The following is a 22,190-nucleotide window of genomic DNA, read 5'->3' as shown; positions in this document are numbered from 1 at the left end:
CCTTGGGGAATGGCTGCGCGGCTCGCGGTGTTCGACGGTGCCGTTACTCGCGCTACGGGACCACGGCGCCTAGGCGCGGCTCGCGTCGCTACGCCCGCGGCGTCGAGAATCGGCCGGGGGAGTGGATGGTCGCTGGCGGCCGCTGGAGCGCGGCGGACACCTGTGCGCTCACGACCCGCTTGAGCTCCGGTAAGTCCGCGGGTAGTCCCGGAGCAGTTCCCGTCTCGGCAAGGAGGACGACATCCTTGGCGATCCCGGGAACCGCGACAGAACCGACGGGGAGGAGGAGCGTGGCGGGGAGCAACGCGACTTCCATTTGATCGGGATACCGTGACAGTGGCCCGATGAACCGTCCGGTGATGGTCACGATGGCAACGACGCGTTCCGCCGTGAAATTCTCGGTGGCCACGCGTGGATCAGCTGACGTGGGCATCACCCGGGACAAGGTGATCGCCGATGTCGCAGGTGCACCCGACAGACCTCGATAGGTAATGCCCGGTGTCGCAGGCAATTTGGCAAGGGTTTCGGCGATGTCAGCCGGCATGCTGGCCTCCTTCAAATGGTCTCGTGGTCGCACTCCTGCGCACGCCCGGCATCTTCAGCGTGGAGGGTGGCGCAGCGTTCTCAGAGCGCAGTTCCTCTGGCGTTCCGTCGAACAGCCGAGGTTCCGACTTGTCGAACGGAAATCGAGCTTCCATTCGTCGCATCAGACGGGCGTCCCGCGGTTGGTACCGGGCTTCAGGATCAACAGATCGTCGTGCTGACGCTGCCGGCAGGCCTCGACAAACTCGATTGCGGCAATCCTGTCAGCCAGAAAAACGTCGGACTGCTCAGCTGAAATCTCGTAGTACTCTTCATAATCCACTACGCCGTTGCTGACCGGGATCGAGACGTAGAGCCGCCCCGAGTTGAGCTCGGCGCCGATCGAGTAGCGGTCTTCTCTCGAGACGAACGTGTCGCTGAATTTCATGGCATGCGCTCGCGGAGTGCCCAACCCGAAGCGTCAATCGAGCTGGTTCGGACGTACTCGACGAGGAGCTGCCCGACTTCGTCCGGCATCAGCACTTCGTTCTGGTTCACTTCGACCGCGGTGCCGTCCTTTCGAGCAAGCGAAACCAGCGGCCCCTTGTCGCCTAGATGCCCGAGGGTGAACAGCGTCCCATTCTCCATCAGTTCCACGGTCAGGCCGGCCTGAGTGCCGGTTGTCTGGACGAAATTGTCAGCCGGTTCGACATAGTCGGACGTCTCGTAGTTCTCGGGCAGCTCGAACACGAGCATGAAGAGCTTTCGCTCACCGATGAGGCTGACGAGATGTTTGAGCTGCATCTCCGCTCGTGCGGGCTCGTCTGAGAGCATGACCGTGGCGAATTCTCTGACTGCGTACGTCATGGCGCCCGTGTCTCCGGTGGACACCGCTCACCTTCGCCGTATTGTTCCGCGACCGCCATGTCGGAGAACTCGGACTGCTCGCGCAGACTCCAGCCTTCGGGGACAGTGTGGGTGTCGTAGTAGTGCTGGAACAAGGCGATGGCATCGGTGGCTGTGAGTACCTCGGAGGGACGCACCAAATATGTGTTGTCACCGTTCTGAATTGGTTCGGTCTCGGCCCATTCACCTGCATCGCCGAGTCTGCCGATCGTGTACAGACGGTGCACACCATTGGCGTCGCGCTGCTTGATCTCGACCGTGAGACGGTCGGGCGCGACGCCGGTCGCTTGTATCCACTCGTGCGAATAGGGGAATGCGTCGTAAGGGACTTCCGGACCCACTGGGTAGATCGAGTAGTAGGTGTCCTCGCCGTCGCCGAGGCGATTGATGCCCGCCGCGATTTGACCGGGAATCTCTTCGGTAAAGATGCTCATGCGCATCTTTGCCCGGTTGGACTCAAGGATGTGCGTCGCCTGTTCGAGTCTCATTTGGCGCCTACTTAGCCGCGCTCGGAACCCACTGGTTCTCCACCCCGTGAACGTTCCGCAGGCGACTCGCGTCCACCACCGCCTCGAACACGCCGGCTTCGACCAGTCCAGCGCCGACGCGCTCGGCATCAGCGGGGTCATCGCTGAGCAGCAGCACCTCGGCGGTTTCACCCGTGCGGCGCAGTATGCGTACGGGGACACCGTCGACCTGAGCCGTGAAAACCCGTTCGAACACTTCGCATTCCGACAACGGGACGGTCTTGGACCATGCATGGGGGCGAACTGGCTCGAAACCCGTTGGGCCATTCTGGGCGATCGCGGTCAACAACACGGTCTCTGCGATGACGTCGGCGAAGAACTCCCGGCCCTGCCATCGCGCCAACGTGCCCACTATCGGGCTTGGCGGCCGCCAGCGTTTGGCGCGTACCCAGCCGCGGCCCGCCCCCGCGTAGTGCGACAAGCACCTCTGCTCGCCGTCGGAACGGATCCGCCAATACTCGGCACCGTGGGAGTAGCGGGTTCGGCTCATGCTCCATACCGGTGTTAGTGAGTCGCCGAGTAAGAAGCCATGGGGAAAGGTGGGCCACGGACGCTTCGCCTGGCTCGGCCTGGTCAATGTCGCCGCGCGCGGTTGCTCAAATCGGACTACATCGACGAACTCGGGCGCGGAGTCAACGCCATACGCGGCCAACAGTTCTGCGGGCGTCATCAGTCCGAGGGCTCTTGAGGCCTCGGCGACCATTCCGCCGACTTGGTCGAGTCCGGATTCGACTATGGCGTGAGATATCGGCGCCGCGAGGAGTTTCTGCAGCACCAGACGTCGATGTACTTGTGTGCGAGTCGCTTGTCTGTCGTTCAATGCGTCGGCCGCCATTCGACGTCTAGGAGGTGCGCTATAACTGGTCACGGATCTTGAGCAGTGGTCTTCCGTCTTCCCGTCGAAACGACTCTTCGATCTCATAGACGGGGGCATGGAGAAGCACGGACAAAAGGGTGAGTCGATCGGGCGCCATGAGACGACCGCCGCTGCTTACCGCAATAATCCGATAGGTCGCATCGATCAGCGTATATCGATCGACCCCTTCGAACTCTTGCGAAACTATGCGATAGCCATTGCTCGCTTCTTGGACTGCTACAGGTGTTGCCAAGCTCGGCAACGCGCTGATGCTTCTATAGGTGTTTCCAAACCAACCGAATAGAAATCGCTCTACGACCGCAAGAGAAGCGCCTGAGAATTCAAATTCCTCGGGTGCCATTCTGTCCGAACAGGTGACCTGCGTCCATCCGTCTGCCATCTCGCGGACAAAATATCGGAGTTCGCCGCCCAGATTCCAGAAAATATCGGCTCCGCTACCTGCCGTGTTCCTCGTCAACGAAAATTTGGCAAGGTTCGCCCAGTCTTCCAGTTCTTGAGAAATGGGCATTGGTATCAACTGTCCGTGTCGACTACAGATGGGAAAGGACAGAGTCCGGCATCCCGGCGAGCAACTGGGCGTCCAGCTCGCCGTAGGTCAGTGGCAATAGATGGTTTACAGGTTGAACGCCGCCGGCCTGCAATATGAAGTACCTGCTGGGATCTGACTTCAGTGAGTACTTCGAAACGTACTTCTCGAGTGATGTCTGTTGGACGCGTGGGTCTAATCCGGCGTCCTCCCACGCCCACATGATTGGGTCCAGTCGACACGACATTCGGAGGGATTCTCCGACGTTCCAAATGACGTACTTCCCAGCATCGTCGGCATCGGTGAAGAATCCCGATAGGCTTTCAAGCGGTTCGTTTCGGCGTTCGGTCGTTGCAGTGAGGACGTTGTATCCGCCGTCGGTCGGCTCGACTATGTATGACGTCCAGTCCGGGTACGGGTATCCCCGCCGTAGGTGCAGACGACCCGCTTCCCATACAGGTGCATCGCGCGCGGGTTGGTCGGCATATGCGTAGATCTGCCGCCACTTGTCATACCGATTGATCAGCTCCTCCAGTTGCGAGTCGGAGCTAGATTCAGTTCCTGTCATGTTCATCCCGTGGCTTCACTCTCCAGTTGTTTCACGAATCAGACGCCAGAGTTTCAGCTCTTCGACTGACACGGGTCGACCAGTGTCCAAGTTGATTACCGCCCATTGCTCGGCCCCGCCAGGTTGTCCGAAGGCTGGTTTGGCGGGACCGTATTCAACTCTCCAATTGAGGCCATCAGGTATCGGCCGCCCGGTTCCGACAAAGGTGTGATAGTCGTTGGCGACTCCAGGCGGCATCGAACGCGTGGAGAGAGGTGCTCCTTCGTCCCCCATGAAACCACCCCCGTTCGAGCCCAGCCTATCGAGTTGATGTCCGGCGGGAATGCGGTCCGAGACAGACGGTGGCCCATCGAACCCGTTGTTGGGTGCTTGCCTGTCCCAATCCCATTGCAGCCGGCCTTTGTCGTCGACTGTGGTGAACTCCCGCTTGAATTCTTCTTCAGTCCGGCCCGCCAGCGGGTCATATCCGTCGGTGACGCTGTGCGGCACGCCGCCTTCGTGAAGCCGGGCGATATCGTCCGCCGGGTTCCTGACGTGCTCAAAGGCGCTCTCGGGTGGGAACCCATAGTCGTGGCCGGCAACGGGAGGGGGAGGAGTCGAAGGTGGCTCAGGCGGCGATGGGTGATTCTCGACTGGGCCGTCGCCGGCGTGGGGGGATTCTGAAGGCGCACCGGTGTGGTGTTCGCTCGGGCTGCTGTGATCGACCGGGCCGTGTTCAACGGGCGCCGGAGCGTGTGGCTCGCTGGGCCCCGTCGGCTGCGCCGTATGTGGTGCGGGCGCCTCGTGAGTCGGCGCTGGCGCAGGCTCCGGCTTCGGAGCCGGAGCTGCCTCGGGCTTCGGTGCAGCAACCGGAGGCTCCACCGGCGCCTTCCCTGCGGCGGTCGGGCCGGGCGCCGCCTCAGGTACGCCAACCTTGTCGAGATTCTTGGTGATGTTTCCAGCCCTGGTGGCCACCTCTTCTGCTCCCGCAGCAGCCGCGCCACCACGCGACACGACTGCACCGGTATCGCGGGCAACAGTCCCGCCGGCCCGAGCCTCTGCCGCACCGACGCGCGCCGCTCCGCCCGCGGCGTCGGCCGCCGGTGCCGCCTCGCCCACGCCGGGGATGATCATCGATCCGACTTGTGCTGCGTCGTAAGCGAGTCCGCGTAACGGGTGACCGTTCTTGAAATCCTCGACGTCGAGCATCGACTTGCCGAGATTCATCACGTCGTTGCGGATGTGAGGCTCCGCTAGCGCGAACGGAGCGGTCAAGGGATCGCCGACCAGCGCCATTTCGCCCAGCGCCTTGCCGGTGTTCAACCACGCCTTGCCGGCACCCTCTGGGTCGTAGAGGAAGCGGGTCGGATCAAGCTGGTCGAGACCTTCTGCAGTCTGGGCGACGAATTTGAAGCCACCTTCAGTGATATCAGCCAGGGCAGTGAAATCCATGGCCAGCACGCCGCCGACCTCCTGCCCGAACACCTCGACGAACTCCTTGTTCGCCCAGGCCTCCAGCTTGTTGGTCAGGCCGTCGAGATCGTTGATGCCTTGGCTGACAGCCTGATCCATGGCGTTGGCTTCACGCTTCATGTTGTTCAGGACGGTGTCGATGTCGTGGGCGATCTGCTTGATTTTCTCGATGGGATTGTGGCCCTCGAACATGCCGCCGATGGTGCTGAGAATGCCGCTGGGACTCAACTGGTGGAGCAGATCGCGGATGGCGTTCTGCGCGTTTTCGACAGTGGTTGCGAACGAATCGATCTGGGCGGCAAGCGCTTGGGCCTGTTGGTCGATGTTGGTCAGGCCGCCGCTGATCTCGTTGGCGGCCTTCTGCATCTGCGGCGCTTCGGGAATCTGAAATCCGCCCAAAGTCGTTCCCGCAGTGGTTATTGCGCCCGAACCGCCACTGATCGACGAGCCGAAGGTGCGCCATGCGGCGGCCGTCGCGCGCATCTGTGCGGGATCCCCGTCAGGCCACACCCCACCGACAAAGGCCTCGACAATGCCCCACCCGATCGGCGCGGCGATGGCGCCGCCGAACACCGACGGCACTGCTGGTGCCGAGAATTTTCCGGGATCGCCCGGTTTGGGCACAGGCGACTCGCCGCCCCCGACCGTTGAGTGGGCGTTCGCGGTGCCGTAGTTGTAGGCGGACATCTGGATGCCTTGCCCTGCACGCCGGGACGCATTGACCGCCGACGCCGCCGTGTGCAGCAGCGCGTTCGCCGCGTTCGTGTAGCTGCGCGAAAACATGAATGCCGCGGCATCGTGACCGAATCCGGACTCATGCCCCGACAGCGCAGCCGTCAGCGTCGAGATGGCACTGGTGACGGCGTTGGATTCAGCGCCGACCGACGCTCCTGCCGAGTTGAGCGCGGTCGGATCGACCGTGATCGGGCCGGTCACAGGTCAGGACCACATCTGGTGGTTCTTGCTCGCGGCGGACGAGTAGTTCTCGTGAGCGCCCTCAGCGATCTGTCGGAGCCGTGCCAGCGCTTCCCGCATCTCCCGGGCGCCTTCGTTCCACTGCGCCTGCGCCGACCGTTCCGCCTCGCCGGCGTCGCCGTACCAGCTGGAGCCCAACCGGGCGACCGAACCGGCTGCGTGCGCCAAGTGGGCTTCGAGGTCGGAATCGAACGCGGTCATCCGGTCGATGACCGCCGCCAGTGCCGCCGGATTGACGCTGAACTCGCTCATCAGAGGCCCGATCCCGCGATGTGCGCGCCGCCCTCGGCGTCGGTGCTCGTGTACTTGGCCGCCGCCTCATTGAGCAGCGCCGACATGCGACTCAGGCCGGCGGCCACCTGGGCAGCGCCTTCGTGCCATTCCTTCCACACGCCCGCGTATGCCGAGGCCGCGGAACCGGTCCAGCCGGTGCCCATGAGGCCGGACACCTCGTTGTCCAGGGACGTTATCCCGGTGCGGAGCCCGTCCGCGACGGTGGACAATTCGTGCGACACCGCGACCAACTCCGACGGTTCGACCTGTAACTCGGCCATGCGATACCCCCAACGCGATTGGCTGACGAATGGAGCTTACCGAGCGTGCCAGGGGGTCGCCGACGCGAATTTCCTTGTCGCTCAAAGGTTTTAGACAGGTTGCTGCCAGATTTCGGGCAGGAATGGCGTCGACAGTGTGAGCCAGGCCACGACCAGACTCACCCTCCGACCGGATCTCTCCGCGCCCCAAACCCGCTGGCCCAGGCTGCAGCCGGGAATCGCCGTGGCCAGGGGCTTCGACGTCCTCTCGTAGGGTCGAACACGTGCATGTCTACCAACTGGCTTTCGAATGGACCGAAACGAACCGACACTGGCTGCTCGAGGTGCCGATCCGGATCGCGGCCTACGGCGTCATCGCCCTGATCGCGCGGTTGGCCCTGCACCGGGTGATCGACCGCGCCACGACCGGGCGCGCCGGCAAGACCATGGCCGTCGATGAGGAATCGCAGGCCAACCGTCCGCCCTTGTTGCGCTACCTGCGCGACCGGGCGGCCTCGTCGAACGCCCGCAAAGCTGCGGAGCGGCGCCGTCAGCGCGCACAGACCATCGGCTCGGTGCTGAAGTCGACGGTGTCGATCCTGCTGCTCCTGTGGCTGGTGCTCGCGATCCTCAGCGTGCTGGGCGTCAACATCGCGCCGTTCATCGCCTCGGCGGGCGTGGTCGGTCTCGCGATCGGCTTCGGCGCGCAGAACCTGGTCCGCGACTTCGTCAGCGGCATCTTCATGCTGCTCGAGGATCAATACGGTGTCGGCGACAATGTCGACCTCGGTGACGTGACGGGCGAGGTGCAGAGCGTCGGCCTGCGCATCACCACACTGCGCGGCGGCGACGGCACCCTCTGGTACGTCCGCAACGGTGAGATCAAGCGCGTCGGCAACATGAGCCAGGACTACGCCGTTGCGAACGTTGAGGTTCCGGTCGCCTTGACCGCCGACCTCGACCGCGCCGAGCTGGTGGCCCTCGAAGCGGCGGAGGACGCGATCATCGATCCGGCGATCGCTGCCGATGTGTTGGGCGATCCGGAAATGCTTGGCGTGCAGGAGCTCTCGCCTGATCTACTCACCTTGCGGATGTCGGTGAAAACTCGTCCGAACATGCAGGGCGCGGTGCAGCGCCGGATCCGCCGCGCGATCCTACGCGCCTACGACGAACACGACATCGCCTTGCCGTACCCGCAGGGGCGGATTCACGCGGTGGTGGGCGGTCGGGCCGCGGAGTAGGGCCCTGGGCTCCCCGAACAACATTGGTCGGGGAGCGGTCAGCGTCCGGCCGTCTCCTGCGGATTCACGCTGTCGACGGCCAGAACCGTGATCGCCATGCTCCGCCCGGATTCTGTCACGTATCTCCGGGTTTCGCCGACGTGCGAGGCGACGAGTGCTTTGCCCAGCGGGCATTCCACGGAGCAGGTGTCACCCAGCGGCTTGGCGTCGGCGGGCAGGACGAGCTGGAAGACGTCCGTGTCGTCGGGGTCACCGTTGAACGACACGGTGACCCAGGCGCCCGGCACGGCCTGACCTTCGAGGATCAGCTCGTCGCGGGCGTCGATTGTGTTGGTGGATGACATTTCTCGCGGGTGCCGGTCTGCGATGACCGCACCGTGCTGTTCAGCGGCATTCGATGACACCGGGTGTGGGGGCGGAACCCTTGACGCGGTGTTCGGGTGAATTACAGCGTCCACGGTTGTCACTATCCGCCGCGTCGCCGGTCGTGGCGGACGCACGCGAGCTTGTTTGCCATGATGTCACGTGATGTACGTCCGTGGGTTAAACGGAGGGCGAAAGCGGCCGCGGCGTACTTGTCGTAGCCCGGGCGTAGCGTCCGCGACATGACCGACAAACGACGTTTACGGAGCCTCAAACAGGCTCGACGCGATGTGCGGCGAGCGAAGAAACGCAAGGCCGGGAATGCTCTCGACCGACGGCTGAAAAATGTAACCGGACAGCTGAAAGATGTAATCGGGCAGCTGAACGATGCAACCGGACAGCTGACAGAAATAGTGCGGCCCAGGGTCGATCAGCATCCGGTCTATCTCGTCAGCATGGCCAGCCGCGCGATCAACGTAGGGAACCTCAACCTCACTTCGCTCGATGCCAGCAGGCCGGACGGCGAAAAGCTGTATCGCCTGTTGACCGGCCTTATGTCGACACGCAACCGGCCGGTCACTGCCTTACTCGCTGTAATCGCGGAGCTTCTGGTCGACGACCCAGCTCTGCAATTCGAATGTCGAGCGGAACTCGCACAGCGCCACGAGCACCTGCCGGGATGGATCCACTCACTGTCGCAGGTCAACGTGCACCGGGCTGTCCGCCGAAGTGATGCCTTCGGTGATGTCGATGAGATTGCCATTGGTGCTCGACTAGTCGGTGGTCATGGGCTGACTGTGGTCGTGCGGGTCGACCACAATCGGTTCTCGGGCGTCACCGACATCGCCATTGTGCCGGAGCTGATCGACGAAGTGCTTGCACGGATTGCGGAACCGGGTTCCGAGTCTGTTGTCGAAATGGACCTCGCCGACGCGAGGGCGTGGATCGAAGGTGCTTTCAAGAAGCCAGTATTCGCGGGAGATGCCAATACGTGGATGCCAAACCGACCGCTGGTCAGGTGGCTGATCAGTCGGCTCCCGGAAGGCGGTGAGGGCCGCACACCGTCCATGGATTGGGCTTCCGCCGTGCAGCTGTGCGAGTCGTTCTTCGTCAGCAGTTCGTCTGCTCCGTTCAACGGCCCCGGCTACCGGGAGCAGCTGCTGGAGCTTTTCGAGACCGGCTCGGAAGACCCGCTGCGGTGGAGCGAAACACGTGTCCGAGACGTGTTGCGCAACCCGTCCTACTACGACGACGGCACGCCATTGGAGGTGGCGCTGGACGTTCCTGACCTGCTACGTGCGTTCATCCCATATGCGCACGCGCAGAGTGGGATTGGCGACGAGCTGACGTCACGGACGCTTGCTGTGATCGATGAGCTGAGGCCGAGCTACCGGCACGAACTTATGAGCGAGGCGCGAGAGTTCTGGGGGTACGACGATGTGGGCTGATGGCTCCTCAAGTCAGCTCGGACGGGTTGCTAGCAGATTGCAAGCGAGAAGCATGCAATCTGGGTACAGTGGTCGTATGCGGACTCTGCACCTCCGTAACGTCCCTGATGACGTCATGGATCGACTCGAACGGATGGCGCGTGCAGCGAGCACCTCGGTGACAGCCGTCGCGATCCGTGAACTCGATGCCGCGACTCGTCGAGTCGACAATGCCGCATTGCTGGCCACGCTGCCCGATCTGGATATCCCGACCGAGACCATCGTCAAGCAGTTGGAGTCCGAACGCCGGTGATTGTCGTCGATGCGTCGGCGGCAGTCTCTGGGCTTCTGCACGATGGTCAAGCACGTCGACTACTCGCTGCCGAATCGATTCACGCGCCGCACTTGGTGGATGCGGAGGTGGCCAGTGTCTTGCGCCGGCAAGTGGCGTCCGGTCGGCTTACCTCTGCGGAGGGCCGGCAGGCTTTGAATGTCTGGAGCGGGCTCGGGCTGATCCGCTACGCCGCTCCACCTCTCCTGGAACGCATTTGGGAACTTCGTGAGGCTGTGACGGCCTACGACGCGATGTACGTCGCCCTCGCTGAGAACCTGGACTGCGCTCTGGTGACCGCGGATGCTCGGCTGTCAGGAGCGAATGGCCCACGATGCGCCATCACTGTCGTCCCGCGCTAGGAGAAGCATCCTCTCAGCGTTGACAGTGTTGCAGCACATGCGATTTGGAGCCGTCAAGGATCCTTGACGGCTCCAAGTCGAACATGTCGGGAGAGGCGTCCCGCCCTCGCGGCACGCGCAGGCACCACGAAATCAGCGGCAGCCAAGCGACTCAGCGTTCAACTGCCACCGGCTCGCTCCCCGCAATGACGCGCGTCCGCTTGTACATCCACGCCAGCACGGCCGCAAAGGCCACGACGCCGATCACTTCAGGAAGGGACCCGCCGAAACCAGAGAACAGCGCAAAGGGCTCGTCGGAACCAGTCCCGGCCACGAACCCGGCAAAGACGACGCCGTAAAGGCTCTCACCAACGATCATGCCCGTCGCCAGCAGCACGCCGATCCGCTTCTTGCGCTCGACGTCGCCGCCGGTCCGGTCGGCCCAGCGGTTATAGAAGTAGCCGAGAACAGCACCCAGCGGAATGATCAGCGTCAGGCTCATCGGCAGGTACATGCCCATTCCGACGGCCAGCGGCGGCAGCGCGAAACGTGATGTGCGGGTGAGGGTCTCGTCGACGAGAATGGCGACGACACCGATCACGGCACCCAGCCCGATGAGCCCCCAGTTCAGCGACCCGCCGAACACGCCCTTGGCCAACGACGAGATCAGTGCGGCCTGCGGCGCGGCAAGGGCATGATCGCCGGCCCCGGGCGCGCCGAGGAAACCGAACGCCCGCTGCATCAGGTTGAGGACCGGCGGAATGATCGCCGACCCGAACGCCACGCCAATCACCAACGCCACCTGCTGTTTCCACGGTGTCGCTCCGACCAGCTGGCCGGTCTTGAGGTCCTGCAGGTTGTCGTTGGAGATGGTCGCGACACCGAACGTGATGGCGGCGGCGAACAACGTGAACGCCACGAGCGCGGTCGACTGGCCGGCGTCGGCCCGCCCGAAGACCACCTTGATCAGCACCGCGGCGATGAGGACCGTCAGGATGCCGACGCCGGATATCGGGCTGTTCGACGAACCGATCAGCCCGGCCATGTACCCGCACACCGAGGCGATGACCAGCCCGATGACGAAGATGAACACCAGGCTCGCCGCGATGATCGCGGCCGAATGCCCCTGCAGCACAGTTCCGCGACTGAAATCCCACAGCAGCACGGCGATCGGCAGCAGCATCACCACGACGGTGCCGACGACCATGGGGAAGGGGATGTCGCGCTCGGTGAGCTCGACGACCTGGCCCTGCCGCCGGTCACGTGCCGACCCCAGCGCAGCGGTGACGCCCTTGACGATGGGGCGCAGGATCTTCAGCAGCGTCCAGATCGCCGCGACGGCAATGGCTCCCGCGCCGACGAACCGCACCTCGTGCACGAAGATGCCGTCGATGATGTCGCCGATCGGTTCGCTACCGGTGAGCGCGCCGTCGGTGCGGATGGGCAGCAGCACCCCGTACGAGATGACGAGACCGACGAGCATCGCGATGCCGACGGTCATGCCGATCAGGTGCCCGACGCCGATCATCGCCATCGACAGGCCGGCGGTGAACATCGTGCCGCCCGCGCCGATACGGGTATATGCGGTAACGGAATTGGCGAGCACCTTCATATTGGCGAGCAGCCCGAAAACGGCCGACACGACCGAACCGAACGTGATGACCTTCAGCCCGGTGCGGTTGGCCTCCACGCCTTCGGTGCCGTCACCGACCTTGAGTACCTCGGCGGCGGCGACGCCTTCGGGGTAGGGCAGGTCGGTTCCGGTGACCAGGGCCCGGCGCAGCGGGATCGAGTACATGACGCCGAGCGTGCCGCCGACGGCGCACACGGCGACGGTGGTCCAGTAGGGAAAACCGGTCCACCAGCCGACCATGATCAGCCCGGGCAGCACGAAGATGATCGCCGACAGCGTGCCGGCCGCCGACGCGACGGTCTGCACGATGTTGTTCTCGACGATCGAGTGGTTGGCGAAGCTGCGCAGCACCGCCATCGAGATCACCGCGGCAGGGATGGCAGTGGCGAACGTCAGGCCGACCTTGAGTCCGAGGTAGACGTTGGCGGCGGTGAACACGAGCGTGATGACACCGCCGAGCAGGATGCCGCGGACCGTCAGTTCGCGCAGCGTCGGGGTGGCGGGGGTCGCTGGAGTGGCGGTGGCCAACTCTCGTCCTCTCTCTTGGGTGCTCTACACCGTAAGCGCTGAGCGTCGCGGTGTGCCCACCTTCGAGAGGGGCGCGTCAGCTTTCGGCCGCCGCCACCAACGACCGGAGCTTGATGGACGGGTTGTCCCGCTGGAACCCTTCGAGGCGCCACGGTGTCGAGAACAGCACGAGCATGACGCCGTCGGTGCGGGTCAGCACCTCGCAGGAGACCTGCTTGCTCATGAACTCGGCGTCCTCGGGCTCGACGACCCGCGCCACCTGGTACGGCAGCGACTCGAGCGAGATGGCCGCGCCGATCTCGGTCGCCATGCGGTGCGCGGCGACCTCGAACTGCATGGGGCCGACGGCCGCGAAGACGGGCGCCTGCTCACCGCGCTTGTCCGAGCGCAGCACCTGCACGACACCTTCTTGATCGAGCTGCTCGATGCCCTTGCGGAACTGCTTGTGCTTGCTCGGATCCTTGCCGCGGACCACGGAGAAGTACTCGGGGGAGAAGCTCGGAATCGGCGGAAACTCCACGGGCACATCGCGATACAGCGTGTCGCCGGGGCGCAGCGCCGCCGCGTTGGCCAGGCCGATCACGTCGCCGGGCCAGGCGTCGTCCAGTGTGGAGCGCTGCTGGCCGAACACCGACTGCGCGTACTTGGTCACGAAGGGCTTGCCGGTCCCGGCGTGGGTCAGCACATCGCCGCGCTCGAACGTGCCCGAGCACACCCGCGCGTAGGCGATGCGGTCGCGGTGCGAGGTGTCCATACCGGCCTGCACCTTGAACACGAACGCGCTGAACGGCGAATCCACCGGGCGCGGCTCACCCGCGACATCGCGGATCGCGCCAGGGGAGGGCGCCAGGTCGACCAGCACGTCCAGCAGCTGGTTGACGCCGAAGTTCAGCGCGGCCGAGGTGAACAGCACGGGGGAGGACTCGCCGGACAGGAAGGTCTCGCGGTCGTAGTCCGAGCCGTCCATCGACAGCAGTTCGGACTCTTCGACGGCGGTGTCCCAGTCACCCTCGGCGGCGTCGTGCGCCTTGTCGGCGGGGATGTGCTCCTCGGGCGCGGCGGTGGCGCCACCGGCGGTGCGGGTGAAGCGGATGTAGTGGCCCTTGCGGCGATCCATCACACCCTTGAAATCGCCGGCGATGCCCACCGGCCAGGTCAGCGGCGTCGTCCGCAGCCCGATGCGCTCGTGGATCTCGTCCATCAGCTCCAGCGCGTGCCGGCCCGGGCGGTCCCACTTGTTGATCACCGTGATGATCGGGATGCCGCGGTGCTTACACACCTGGAACAGCTTCAGGGTTTGCGGCTCAAGGCCTTTCGCGGCGTCGATGAGCATCACGGCGCAGTCGACGGCCGTCAGCACCCGGTAGGTGTCCTCGGAGAAGTCGGCGTGGCCGGGGGTGTCGAGCAGGTTGATGACGCAGTCGCGGTACGGGAACTGCAGCGCCGTCGAGGTGATCGAGATGCCGCGGGCCTTCTCCATCTCCATCCAGTCCGACACCGTGGACTTGCGGCCCGCCTTGCCGTGGATCGCGCCCGCCTCGCTGATCACCCGGGCGTGCAGGGCCAGCGCCTCGGTCAGCGTCGATTTACCGGCGTCAGGGTGACTGATGACGGCGAATGTGCGGCGACGGGCGGCTTCGGCGGCCACCCGGCCGGCGGAGCGGGTATCGGTGGCGGGGGCGGTGTCGGTCATGGCACCAGACATGCTATTGGCCGACCAGGCAAAACCTGTAATCGCGACGGCGTGACCTGCAGGTTTTGCCTACGGGCGGAACCGGCACAGCAATCGGCGGACGGCGCTGCCCGGCTCCGGCGGCCGCCGGCTCACATACGGCCACGGATCGTTGCGCTCCGGTACCGACGCCGTGCGGACCAGCTTGAGCTGCGTCCGCAGGTGCCGCCGCAGCTCGTGCAGGCTGGGATCGCCCCAGCGGTTGGACGCCTCGATCGGGTCGGCAGTCAGGTCGTAGAGCTCCCACTGGTCGTCGAGCGGGTCGGTGCGGTACGTGTCGCCGCCGCGGCTGTTGGCGGCCAGGTGGCGCACACCCGGTTCGGTCCAGGTCGCCGGATCGTCGAAGGTGCGGACCAGCTTCCACAGGTGCCCGGCGCCGCCGGCCGCCTCGGCGTTGGTGACGCGCGAGACCAGCCCTTCGAAGTTGGCCGCGACGTTTGCGGGCACCTTGATGCGCAGCAGCGCTGGCGGATTGGTGTTGGCGCCGATGGCCTGTGCCGCGCCCGATGCCCCGGTGTCGCCCTCGAGGATGTTGTCGCGCGTCATCAGGTAGATGGTCCGATCCTGTTCGGCCGCAGCACCATTCACCACTGGCATGAGGTCGCGGCCGGGGAGGGGATGCACCTCGGTGAACGACGCGGCGAGGGTTTCGGCGGTCGCGGCGATGTCGATGCCGGCCGCGCCGAGCAGCGTCGGCACCAGGTCGACGTGTGATGTCGGTGCGTTGACTTCGCGGGCGGTGGTCGCGTCGGCGCCGATGCGGGCGATGACGAACGGAACACGCGTCGCCTCGTCGTACAGGTTGAACCACTTCTGGTGCAGCCCGCCGTGCGCGCCCAGCAGGTCGCCGTGATCGGAAGTCCGCACCAGTACGGCGTTTTCGGAACCGTTCTCGGTGACGGCGCGGCGCACCCGGTCCAGCGGGCCGTCGACTTCGGCGTGCAGGCGGTAGTAGAGGTCGCGGTACTGCTGCGCGTTGCGGCGGTAGGTGCGTTCGATGACCGCGGCCGGGCCGTAGCCGGAGTAGTAGGCCTCACGGAAGGCGGCCTGCGCGGCCGGCTTGTCGGTCAGATCTTCCGTTGCGGTCGGCGCCGCGGGAACGTGCGGCGGCTCGAGAACGGGATAGTCGAGCAGCGGGCTGCGGCGGACCCAGGCCGGGAACAGCACGATGTCATGGGGATTGACGAAGCTGGCCACCAGCAGGAACGGCCGCAGCGCCTCCGGGTCGCCGGCGCGCCGCCGCGCGTAACGGTCGTCGAGCCAGGCGACGACGCGCTCGGCCACCAACGGGTCCCGCCGAAAACCGCTGTTGGACATGGCCGCTCCGTGCGGCTCCGGTCCCACCCAGCCGGAGAAGCCGTAGGGCCCCAGCGGGTCGGCGTCGAGGTAGGCCTGCACCGCCACGGGATCGACGACACCGTCGGCATCGTTGGTGGCGAGCGGCTTGCCGGTCTTGGGGTCCTCGAGGTCGGCGTGCGAGATGTGCCACTTGCCGTCGTAATGCGTGTCGTACCCGGCAGCGCGCAGCCAGTTGCCCAGCGTCGGTACCTCGCCCTGGCGCAGCCACCGCAGCCGCGAATCGTCGTACCGCTTACCGAGACCGTCGGTCTGCGTTACGCCGTGCAGGTCGGGGTACTGGCCCGTGAAGAGCGTCGGCCGGCTGGGCGCACACGCCAGGGAACCGGTGTAGTGCCGCGTGAAACGCACGCCGTTCTCGTCGAACCACCGCCGGCCCGTGAGGGTCCGGTGACGCCAGTCCAGGACATCGTCGGTTTCGTACGGCGGGATGGCGCGTTCTTCGTCGGTCATGAGGATGACGATGTCGGGGCGCTGCTCCGTCATCTCGGTGCTCCCATCGGCGGAATGGGCCCTACTCGAGGGCTACCCCGTCATCCAACACGAGCGGCGACCACGGCGCCGCAAATTGGCGCGATCGACAAATAACGTTCTGTTAACTCTGATGACTCGTGTCCCAGTGGGCTGCCGTGGCCCCAAATCGGAAGTGCCGCAACAGTGCCCGGCGCGCCGCTCGCTAGTCGAATTGACCGGCGAGAAACTCCGCGCGCGCGGCGCTGCGGGCCAGCTTTCCCGACGTCGTACGCGGGATACGGCCGGCCGCAACGAGTCGCACCTCGGCGACGCGCACCTGGTGATGGCGCGCCACGGCGGCCCGCACCGCCTCGGCCACCGGCTCCAATTCGGCCCGCCCGGCACCCACCGCGCGCTCGGCGATCACGACCAGTTGTTCACCCGAATCACCAGGAACAGCAAAGGCTGTCACGTAGCCGGAGCGCACGGCCGAGGAGGCGCGGCTGACCGTGGCCTCGATGTCCTGCGGGTAGTGGTTGCGCCCGTCGACGATGACGAGATCCTTGATGCGGCCGGTGACGAACAGTTCGCCGCCGACGTAAACGCCCAGATCGCCTGTGGCCAACCACAATGCGTTGTCCTCGGCGCCGTCGGCGTGGCTGACGGTCTGACGGGTCTGCAGCTTGTTGCCGAACACCCGCTCAGACTCCTCGGGCCGGCCGAAGTAACCCCGGCCGATGTTGTTGCCGTGCAACCAGATTTCGCCGACGACGCCGTCGGCGGCCTCGTCGCCGTCGGGCGTCACGATCGCCACCCACTGGTCGGGGATGGCCTGCCCGCACGAGACGTGGGGCACCGCACCGTCGGCGTGCCGGCCCACGACGACGGCCCGGCCCGCCGCGAGCTCGGCACGGTCCAGATATGTGGCGCACGGCTTTTCGTCCGCGCCGATGCTGGCGACCGACAGCGTGGCCTCGGCCATGCCGTACGAGGGCTTGACCACCGTCTCGGGCAGCCCGTACGGCGTGAACGCTTCCATGAACTGCTCGATGGACGGCAGCGTCACCGGCTCCGAGCCGTTGAGCAGCGTGACCACATTGCTGAGGTCGAGCGCCTCGCCGGCCGGCGGGAGGCCGCGCTGCGCGCACAGTTCGAAGGCGAAATTGGGTGCGGCCGCGAAAGTCCGGCCGTGGGCGGCCTCGTCGGCGAGGCGCCGGATCCACCGGTAGGGCCGGCGGACGAACGCCATGGGGTCCATCAGGCTGATCTGGCCGCCGCACAGCGCGGGGAACATGATCATGATCAGGCCCATGTCGTGATACAGCGGCAGCCAGCTGACGCTGCGGATGTCGGTGTCCAGGCCGCCGGCCAGGATCATCTGAATGACGTTGGTGCACACGTTCCGATGCGTGATCTCCACGCCGGCGGGGGTGCGCGTCGAGCCCGAGGTGTACTGCAGGTACGCAACATCGTCGGTGCGGGAGTCCGGGGCGAGGTACATCTCGGCGAGGGTGTCCGGCACCGCGTCGACAGCGATCACCCGCGGGCGCTGCGCGGCGGGCAGCGTCTTGATGAACGTGCGGACCGCTTCGGCGGCCGCGGTGGTGGTCAGCACCACCGATGGCTTGGCGTCGGCCAGCACCGCGGCGAGGCGCTCGGCGTGCCCGGAGAGCGCCGGCGCGAACAGCGGGACGGCGATGTTTCCGGCGTGCACGGCCGCGAAGAACGCCGCGACGTAGTCGACGCCCTGCGGCGCGAGGATCGCCACCCGGTCGCGGGGCGCGGTGACCTGCTGGAGCCGGGCCGCGACGGCGTTGACCTGAGCCCACAGGCCGTTCCAGCTGAGTTCGACGATCTCGCCGTCGGGATTGTGCGCGTAGTCGATGAACCGGTACGACGGGCTGTCGCCCATCGCCGCGCGGTTGCGTTCCAGGAACGACGTCAGCGTGATGCCGTCAGGTATGACGATCCTGCCGTCCGGCTGAACGTATTGGTTCAGCGATTCCGCCGCCCCAATAATGCTGTGACTCAAGGCTTCCCGACCCATATGTCGACACTAATAGCGAATCTAAATAACCGACGAGTCAGACAATTATGAAAGTCGCCACTGGGGGAATGACGATGTGACGTGGCCCACCGGCTCCGGGGACACGTGATCGCTGTCCGGTGGCCCATGGCCACGCAATTTATTCCCGTTGATATACCCCCCTCGGGTACTATGTTTTTCGTACCGATACCCGAACCGGAGGCCGACGTGACGCATCGCAGCACGCGCCGCCACGTCGGCTGGTGGGTTGTCGGTCTCTTGGTTTTGATCGCCGGCATCATCGGCATGCATTCGCTGGTCGTCACGTCCGCGCACGCTCCGTCGCATCATCCGCAGGCGGCCGTCCATCAGCACGCGAGCGCCCCGGTGGTGCAAACGTCCTTGTCGGATGCCTGCGACTGCAACGGACACAACGGGTTTCACGCCTGTGTCTTCGTCATGACCGAGCTGCTGACCATCCTGGGTCTGGCTTTGCTGTACTGGCTCGGCGTCGCGCCCGAGCAGAACGTGCAGGCGCGCATTCGACAGGCGTTGCGGCGCAGGCAAAGAGCCCCGCCGTGGACGGTGCTGACTCTCGCGGAACTGTCGCTCCTTCGAATCTGATGGGCCGCGCCCCGCGTCAACCCTTCCAATCTTCAAGGAGTTCAACCATGTTCAGAATCGCATCTATCGCCATCGCCGGAACCGCTGCTGCCATCGCACTCGCGGCCTGTAGCCCGCCGAACGAGCAGGCCTCGACGGTGTCCGCCACCACCTCGTCCATGCCGATGTCGGGCCACGACATGCCCGGGCACTCGATGCCGGGGATGTCGGGTTCCAGTACCAGCGCTGCGCCGGCCGCCAACTTCAACGACGCCGACGTCATGTTCCTGCAGATGATGTACCCGCACCACGCCCAAGCCGTCGAGATGGCCAAGCTGGTGCCGACCCGCTCGCAGAACCAGCAGGTCAAGGATCTCGCCGCGGCCATCGAGAAGGCCCAGGCCCCCGAGATGCAGCAGATGACGACGCTGCTGGCCGGCTTTGGCAAGCCCGCGCCGTCGGCCACGATGAGCCACTCGATGCCGGGCCTGATGACCCCGCAGCAGATGACCGAACTGACGGGCCTGTCCGGCGCGGCGTTCGACAAGATGTGGCTGCAGATGATGGTCGAGCATCACCAGGGCGCCATCACCATGGCCAACGACGAGCTGAAGAACGGCACCAACGCCGACGCCAAGGCCATGGCTCAGTCGATCGTCACGGCACAGCAGGCCGAGATCGCCACGATGAACGGCATGCTCGCCAAGATGTGACGGCGGTGCCGGGGCCACTAGCCGGTTTCGGCCTCGGCACCTTTCGCTGGGAAGCGTCAACTTTCCCTGGCCCAGTCAGGGAAAGTTGACGCCTCCAGATCGCATGTGTCACAAGGCCGCCCGACACGCCGATCGCGACACGCCGCAAGGGCCTAGATCATGTCCTTCTCCGTCAGCCACCGCATGACGGGCCAGCCGATGAACACCGGCAGCCAGCACGTCAGCACCCGGTAGAGCAGTACCGACGGCACCGCGACGGCGGCGGGGAGGCCGAACGCGGCCAGACCACCGATCAACGCGGCCTCCACGGCGCCGACGCCGCCGGGGGTCGGGGCGGCTGACGCGAGCGTCCCACCGATCATCGTGACGACGCACACCGTCACGAACGACGTCGACCCGCCGAAGGCCTCGACGCTCGCCCACAGTGCCAGCGCGGCACCCAAAGTCGTTGCGGCACAGCCCAAGACGATCAGCCCGAGGCGGCGCGGCTCGCGGGCGAGGTTGACCAGGTCGGCCCACACCTCGGTCAGCCGCGGCCGCACCGAGGTGCCGAGCCAATGCCGGGCCCGGGGCACCAACATGAACGTGCCGACCACACCCAGGGCCGCACCGGCGATCAGATACAGGACCGTCGAGGACGGGACGAAGTGCGACAGATCGGCCGATGCGCCGGCGGCGGCGCTGAAGAAGATCAGCAGCGCCACGTGCGTGAGCACCTGAACCGACTGCTGCAGCGCGACGGCGGCCGTCGCACGCAAGGCGCCGAGCCCGGCCTTCTGCAGGAACCTCGTGCTGAGCGCCAGGCCGCCGACGCCGGCGGGCGTCGTCGTCGCGGCGAAGGTGTTGGCCACCTGCATGATGGTCAGGTTCTTGAAACTCACCGACTCCGAGGCGCTGGCCCACAGCGCCGCCGCCGCACCGACATACGTCAGCGCCGACACCCCGAGGCCGAGCAGTGCCCACCACCAGTTGGCGGACCGCAGTTCGGAGAAGAACGTCGGCACCGTGCTGATGAACGGGTAGGCGACGTACACCAGCGCGATGAGCAGGACCAGCTGGATGACCTGGTTGCGGGTGAAGCGGGTGATGGTCTCGGTCTGGATGCGGTCGGCGCCGGTCTGGTGCTTCACCTCGTCGCGGGCCGCGGTGATCACGGCGCGGGAATCGGGTATCGACTCCCGCAGCCGCAGCGGCATCGCCGACTTCGTCAGCCGGCGCGACGCGGTCAGCACGGTGTCCTCGCCGAACTGCTCGATGGCGGCGGCGACGGCCTCCTCGGCGCCGTACATGGCGGTCGTCGTCACCAGCAGCTGTGCCACGTCCGATTGCAGCTGCACGTCGGACGCGCCGTACTCGGAGTTGCCCAAACCGCCGAACAGGACCGTGCGGCCGTCGACCGTGAGTTCCGCCGCGCGCAGGTCGCCGTGCGAGATCTGATGGTGGTGCAGCGCGCCCAGCGCGTGCCACACGTCGGCGACGGGCGTCTCGTTGGTCAGCGGCACGCCGCTTGCCGGGGTGTGCGCGAACATCGTCCAGCCGCGGTCGAGGGCCGCGAGCGCGATGGTCCGGGTGTTGGCCAGGTCGAGGTCGCCGACCGCGATGGTCATGAGCGCGCGGTGCTCGACGGCGCGGCGCATCGAGGTCTGCAGGGGAGCGGTCTCGTCGTTGCGCAGGGTGATCTTGCGCCAGAGCTGGCTCATCGCGCCGCCCACGCGCTGGTTCGGTCCGTACAGTTCGACGACGGCGCGCGTGCCGTCGGCCGAGTCGGCGCTGAGCACCAGGGGCCCGGTGCCGGCCGGCCGGATGACCGTCAGCGCCGACACCTCGAACTGGCGGCGGGCCAGCGCCTGGACCCCGCCCGCCAGCGGAACCTCCAGCGCCGGGGTGCCGCTGACCAGCACCACCAGCGCGCCGACGAACCACCCCACGGCCAGGCCGAGCAGCGACCGCGCCGGCACGATGGCGCTGACCACGAGGTGGATCGGCACGAACGCCAGCAGCAGCGTCCACCACCAGCGGCGCAGCCGGGCGGGCTGCCACGGGCCCGACACCGTCAGCACCGCGGCCAGCAGCGCAATCCAGCGTGGGTCGTCGAGGAACTGGGAGAAGACGGTGTTGAGGCGGTCGGAAAGGTCGAAATGCCACTTCGGTGCCGCGATGCCTTTGGAGTTGATGGACAGAACCAGCACCGCCAGCAGCCCGGCTGCGGCGTACGGACCGAGCAGCTTCCACTGCCGCGTGACCAGCAGGCTCAGCAGGATCACGAAGGGCAGCGCCAGGATCGCGATGGCGTACGCGATGTAGACCAGATTCGACTGCGTCGGTGTGAGCACGCCGACGATCCGGGACACCGACCGTTCCAGCCGGACCCAGTCGTTGCGGGTGATCAGCGAGCTGGTGACGACGGTGATCAGGAACGCCGTCGCGGCCACCAGTCGCAGGATGTCGTTGGTCCGGCGGGTGATCGGTTGCAGCAGGCTGCCCGAGACCGCGACCTCGCGTCCGTCAACCCGCATCAGCCAAGAATCCCAAGTGCGGGGCCCGTTGGCGAAATTGG

At 65.8% G+C, this 22,190-nt stretch carries 22 protein-coding genes; 6 read left to right on the top strand and 16 right to left on the bottom strand.

Annotated features, from left to right (window positions below; genetic code table 11):
- Window positions 1-88 precede the first annotated feature (88 nt).
- From ACJH6H_RS24545 to ACJH6H_RS24500, 10 genes are all read right to left on the bottom strand, one after another.
- On the bottom strand, window positions 89-544 hold the full coding sequence (locus tag ACJH6H_RS24545; RefSeq protein WP_406775994.1) for a hypothetical protein: 456 nt from the start codon (window positions 542-544) through the stop codon (window positions 89-91).
- 162 nt (window positions 545-706) lie between these two features.
- On the bottom strand, window positions 707-970 hold the full coding sequence (locus ACJH6H_RS24540) for a hypothetical protein (protein WP_406775993.1): 264 nt from the start codon (window positions 968-970) through the stop codon (window positions 707-709).
- Entirely contained in the window at window positions 967-1,413 is a 447-nt protein-coding gene (locus ACJH6H_RS24535) for a hypothetical protein (protein WP_406775992.1), read from the bottom strand. Before ACJH6H_RS24535 ends, ACJH6H_RS24540 begins: the two co-directional genes overlap by 4 nt.
- Window positions 1,386-1,916, bottom strand: coding sequence for a hypothetical protein (locus ACJH6H_RS24530; protein WP_406775991.1), 531 nt, complete (start codon window positions 1,914-1,916; stop codon window positions 1,386-1,388). The genes ACJH6H_RS24535 and ACJH6H_RS24530 overlap by 28 nt, the downstream gene beginning before the upstream one ends.
- Window positions 1,917-1,923: 7 nt before the next feature.
- Window positions 1,924-2,730, bottom strand: a complete 807-nt coding sequence (locus ACJH6H_RS24525; RefSeq protein ID WP_406775990.1) for a hypothetical protein — start codon at window positions 2,728-2,730, stop codon at window positions 1,924-1,926.
- A 79-nt stretch (window positions 2,731-2,809) separates the two neighbouring features.
- Window positions 2,810-3,340 carry an Imm61 family immunity protein gene (locus ACJH6H_RS24520; RefSeq protein ID WP_212812433.1) on the bottom strand — a complete coding sequence of 177 codons (531 nt, stop codon included), beginning with the start codon at window positions 3,338-3,340 and terminating at the stop codon, window positions 2,810-2,812.
- Between the two features lie 22 nt (window positions 3,341-3,362).
- Window positions 3,363-3,926 (bottom strand): hypothetical protein, encoded by a 564-nt coding sequence (locus ACJH6H_RS24515; protein ID WP_138158340.1) that lies wholly within the window; start codon window positions 3,924-3,926, stop codon window positions 3,363-3,365.
- Between the two features lie 15 nt (window positions 3,927-3,941).
- A complete protein-coding gene (locus ACJH6H_RS24510) occupies window positions 3,942-6,314 on the bottom strand; it encodes a TNT domain-containing protein (protein ID WP_406775989.1) in 2,373 nt (790 codons plus the stop codon).
- Window positions 6,315-6,317: 3 nt separating this feature from the next.
- Window positions 6,318-6,605, bottom strand: a complete 288-nt coding sequence (locus tag ACJH6H_RS24505) for a WXG100 family type VII secretion target (protein WP_212812431.1) — start codon at window positions 6,603-6,605, stop codon at window positions 6,318-6,320.
- Window positions 6,605-6,907, bottom strand: a complete 303-nt coding sequence (locus ACJH6H_RS24500; RefSeq protein WP_212812430.1) for a WXG100 family type VII secretion target — start codon at window positions 6,905-6,907, stop codon at window positions 6,605-6,607. The genes ACJH6H_RS24505 and ACJH6H_RS24500 overlap by 1 nt, the downstream gene beginning before the upstream one ends.
- Before the next feature lie 263 nt (window positions 6,908-7,170).
- Between ACJH6H_RS24500 and ACJH6H_RS24495 the strand changes: the two genes are divergently transcribed.
- Window positions 7,171-8,127, top strand: coding sequence for a mechanosensitive ion channel family protein (locus tag ACJH6H_RS24495; protein ID WP_406775988.1), 957 nt, complete (start codon window positions 7,171-7,173; stop codon window positions 8,125-8,127).
- A gap of 38 nt (window positions 8,128-8,165) precedes the next feature.
- Here ACJH6H_RS24495 and ACJH6H_RS24490 read toward each other — a convergent pair whose 3' ends face one another.
- Window positions 8,166-8,471, bottom strand: a complete 306-nt coding sequence (locus ACJH6H_RS24490) for a GreA/GreB family elongation factor (protein ID WP_406775987.1) — start codon at window positions 8,469-8,471, stop codon at window positions 8,166-8,168.
- A 261-nt stretch (window positions 8,472-8,732) separates the two neighbouring features.
- On the opposite strand from ACJH6H_RS24490, the gene ACJH6H_RS24485 reads away from it, so the two are divergent.
- The 3 genes from ACJH6H_RS24485 to ACJH6H_RS24475 all read left to right on the top strand — a co-directional run bounded on the left by ACJH6H_RS24485 (window position 8,733) and on the right by ACJH6H_RS24475 (window position 10,610).
- Window positions 8,733-9,938, top strand: coding sequence for a hypothetical protein (locus tag ACJH6H_RS24485; RefSeq protein ID WP_406775986.1), 1,206 nt, complete (start codon window positions 8,733-8,735; stop codon window positions 9,936-9,938).
- 76 nt (window positions 9,939-10,014) lie between these two features.
- Window positions 10,015-10,230 carry a hypothetical protein gene (locus ACJH6H_RS24480; RefSeq protein WP_053854134.1) on the top strand — a complete coding sequence of 72 codons (216 nt, stop codon included), beginning with the start codon at window positions 10,015-10,017 and terminating at the stop codon, window positions 10,228-10,230.
- Window positions 10,227-10,610: a type II toxin-antitoxin system VapC family toxin gene (locus ACJH6H_RS24475; protein WP_212812426.1), complete on the top strand. Its 384-nt coding sequence runs from the start codon at window positions 10,227-10,229 to the stop codon at window positions 10,608-10,610. Before ACJH6H_RS24480 ends, ACJH6H_RS24475 begins: the two co-directional genes overlap by 4 nt.
- A gap of 151 nt (window positions 10,611-10,761) precedes the next feature.
- On the opposite strand, the gene ACJH6H_RS24470 is transcribed toward ACJH6H_RS24475, so the two are convergent.
- The 4 genes from ACJH6H_RS24470 to ACJH6H_RS24455 form a co-directional block, all read right to left on the bottom strand.
- Window positions 10,762-12,750, bottom strand: a complete 1,989-nt coding sequence (locus ACJH6H_RS24470) for an OPT family oligopeptide transporter (RefSeq protein ID WP_406775985.1) — start codon at window positions 12,748-12,750, stop codon at window positions 10,762-10,764.
- A gap of 76 nt (window positions 12,751-12,826) precedes the next feature.
- Entirely contained in the window at window positions 12,827-14,443 is a 1,617-nt protein-coding gene (locus ACJH6H_RS24465; RefSeq protein WP_212812424.1) for a peptide chain release factor 3, read from the bottom strand.
- Window positions 14,444-14,512: 69 nt separating this feature from the next.
- Window positions 14,513-16,324: a sulfatase-like hydrolase/transferase gene (locus ACJH6H_RS24460; RefSeq protein WP_406775984.1), complete on the bottom strand. Its 1,812-nt coding sequence runs from the start codon at window positions 16,322-16,324 to the stop codon at window positions 14,513-14,515.
- A 190-nt stretch (window positions 16,325-16,514) separates the two neighbouring features.
- A complete protein-coding gene (locus ACJH6H_RS24455) occupies window positions 16,515-18,338 on the bottom strand; it encodes a fatty acyl-AMP ligase (protein ID WP_406775983.1) in 1,824 nt (607 codons plus the stop codon).
- A 207-nt stretch (window positions 18,339-18,545) separates the two neighbouring features.
- Between ACJH6H_RS24455 and ACJH6H_RS24450 the strand changes: the two genes are divergently transcribed.
- Window positions 18,546-18,941 carry a DUF6153 family protein gene (locus ACJH6H_RS24450; RefSeq protein WP_406775982.1) on the top strand — a complete coding sequence of 132 codons (396 nt, stop codon included), beginning with the start codon at window positions 18,546-18,548 and terminating at the stop codon, window positions 18,939-18,941.
- 47 nt (window positions 18,942-18,988) lie between these two features.
- Window positions 18,989-19,633, top strand: coding sequence for a DUF305 domain-containing protein (locus ACJH6H_RS24445; protein ID WP_406775981.1), 645 nt, complete (start codon window positions 18,989-18,991; stop codon window positions 19,631-19,633).
- Window positions 19,634-19,785: 152 nt separating this feature from the next.
- On the opposite strand, the gene ACJH6H_RS24440 is transcribed toward ACJH6H_RS24445, so the two are convergent.
- Entirely contained in the window at window positions 19,786-22,149 is a 2,364-nt protein-coding gene (locus ACJH6H_RS24440) for a YbhN family protein (RefSeq protein ID WP_406775980.1), read from the bottom strand.
- Window positions 22,150-22,190: the final 41 nt, after the last annotated feature.

It is taken from the genome of Mycobacterium sp. SMC-21 (assembly GCF_045310825.1).
Classification (GTDB): Bacteria; Actinomycetota; Actinomycetes; order Mycobacteriales; family Mycobacteriaceae; genus Mycobacterium.
Note: the sequence above shows the minus strand (reverse complement) of the source record. Positions and strands in the feature narration are given on the sequence as shown.

Coding starts and splice junctions, on each gene's coding strand:
- ACJH6H_RS24445 (WP_406775981.1), top strand. CDS start 18,989: ATGTTCAGAATCGCATCTATCGCCATCGCCGGAACCGCTGCTGCCATC.
- ACJH6H_RS24490 (WP_406775987.1), bottom strand. CDS start 8,471: ATGTCATCCACCAACACAATCGACGCCCGCGACGAGCTGATCCTCGAA.
- ACJH6H_RS24505 (WP_212812431.1), bottom strand. CDS start 6,605: ATGAGCGAGTTCAGCGTCAATCCGGCGGCACTGGCGGCGGTCATCGAC.
- ACJH6H_RS24530 (WP_406775991.1), bottom strand. CDS start 1,916: ATGAGACTCGAACAGGCGACGCACATCCTTGAGTCCAACCGGGCAAAG.
- ACJH6H_RS24460 (WP_406775984.1), bottom strand. CDS start 16,324: ATGACGGAGCAGCGCCCCGACATCGTCATCCTCATGACCGACGAAGAA.
- ACJH6H_RS24465 (WP_212812424.1), bottom strand. CDS start 14,443: ATGACCGACACCGCCCCCGCCACCGATACCCGCTCCGCCGGCCGGGTG.
- ACJH6H_RS24455 (WP_406775983.1), bottom strand. CDS start 18,338: ATGGGTCGGGAAGCCTTGAGTCACAGCATTATTGGGGCGGCGGAATCG.
- ACJH6H_RS24520 (WP_212812433.1), bottom strand. CDS start 3,340: ATGCCCATTTCTCAAGAACTGGAAGACTGGGCGAACCTTGCCAAATTT.
- ACJH6H_RS24500 (WP_212812430.1), bottom strand. CDS start 6,907: ATGGCCGAGTTACAGGTCGAACCGTCGGAGTTGGTCGCGGTGTCGCAC.
- ACJH6H_RS24545 (WP_406775994.1), bottom strand. CDS start 544: ATGCCGGCTGACATCGCCGAAACCCTTGCCAAATTGCCTGCGACACCG.
- ACJH6H_RS24540 (WP_406775993.1), bottom strand. CDS start 970: ATGAAATTCAGCGACACGTTCGTCTCGAGAGAAGACCGCTACTCGATC.
- ACJH6H_RS24480 (WP_053854134.1), top strand. CDS start 10,015: ATGCGGACTCTGCACCTCCGTAACGTCCCTGATGACGTCATGGATCGA.
- ACJH6H_RS24440 (WP_406775980.1), bottom strand. CDS start 22,149: ATGCGGGTTGACGGACGCGAGGTCGCGGTCTCGGGCAGCCTGCTGCAA.
- ACJH6H_RS24485 (WP_406775986.1), top strand. CDS start 8,733: ATGACCGACAAACGACGTTTACGGAGCCTCAAACAGGCTCGACGCGAT.
- ACJH6H_RS24515 (WP_138158340.1), bottom strand. CDS start 3,926: ATGACAGGAACTGAATCTAGCTCCGACTCGCAACTGGAGGAGCTGATC.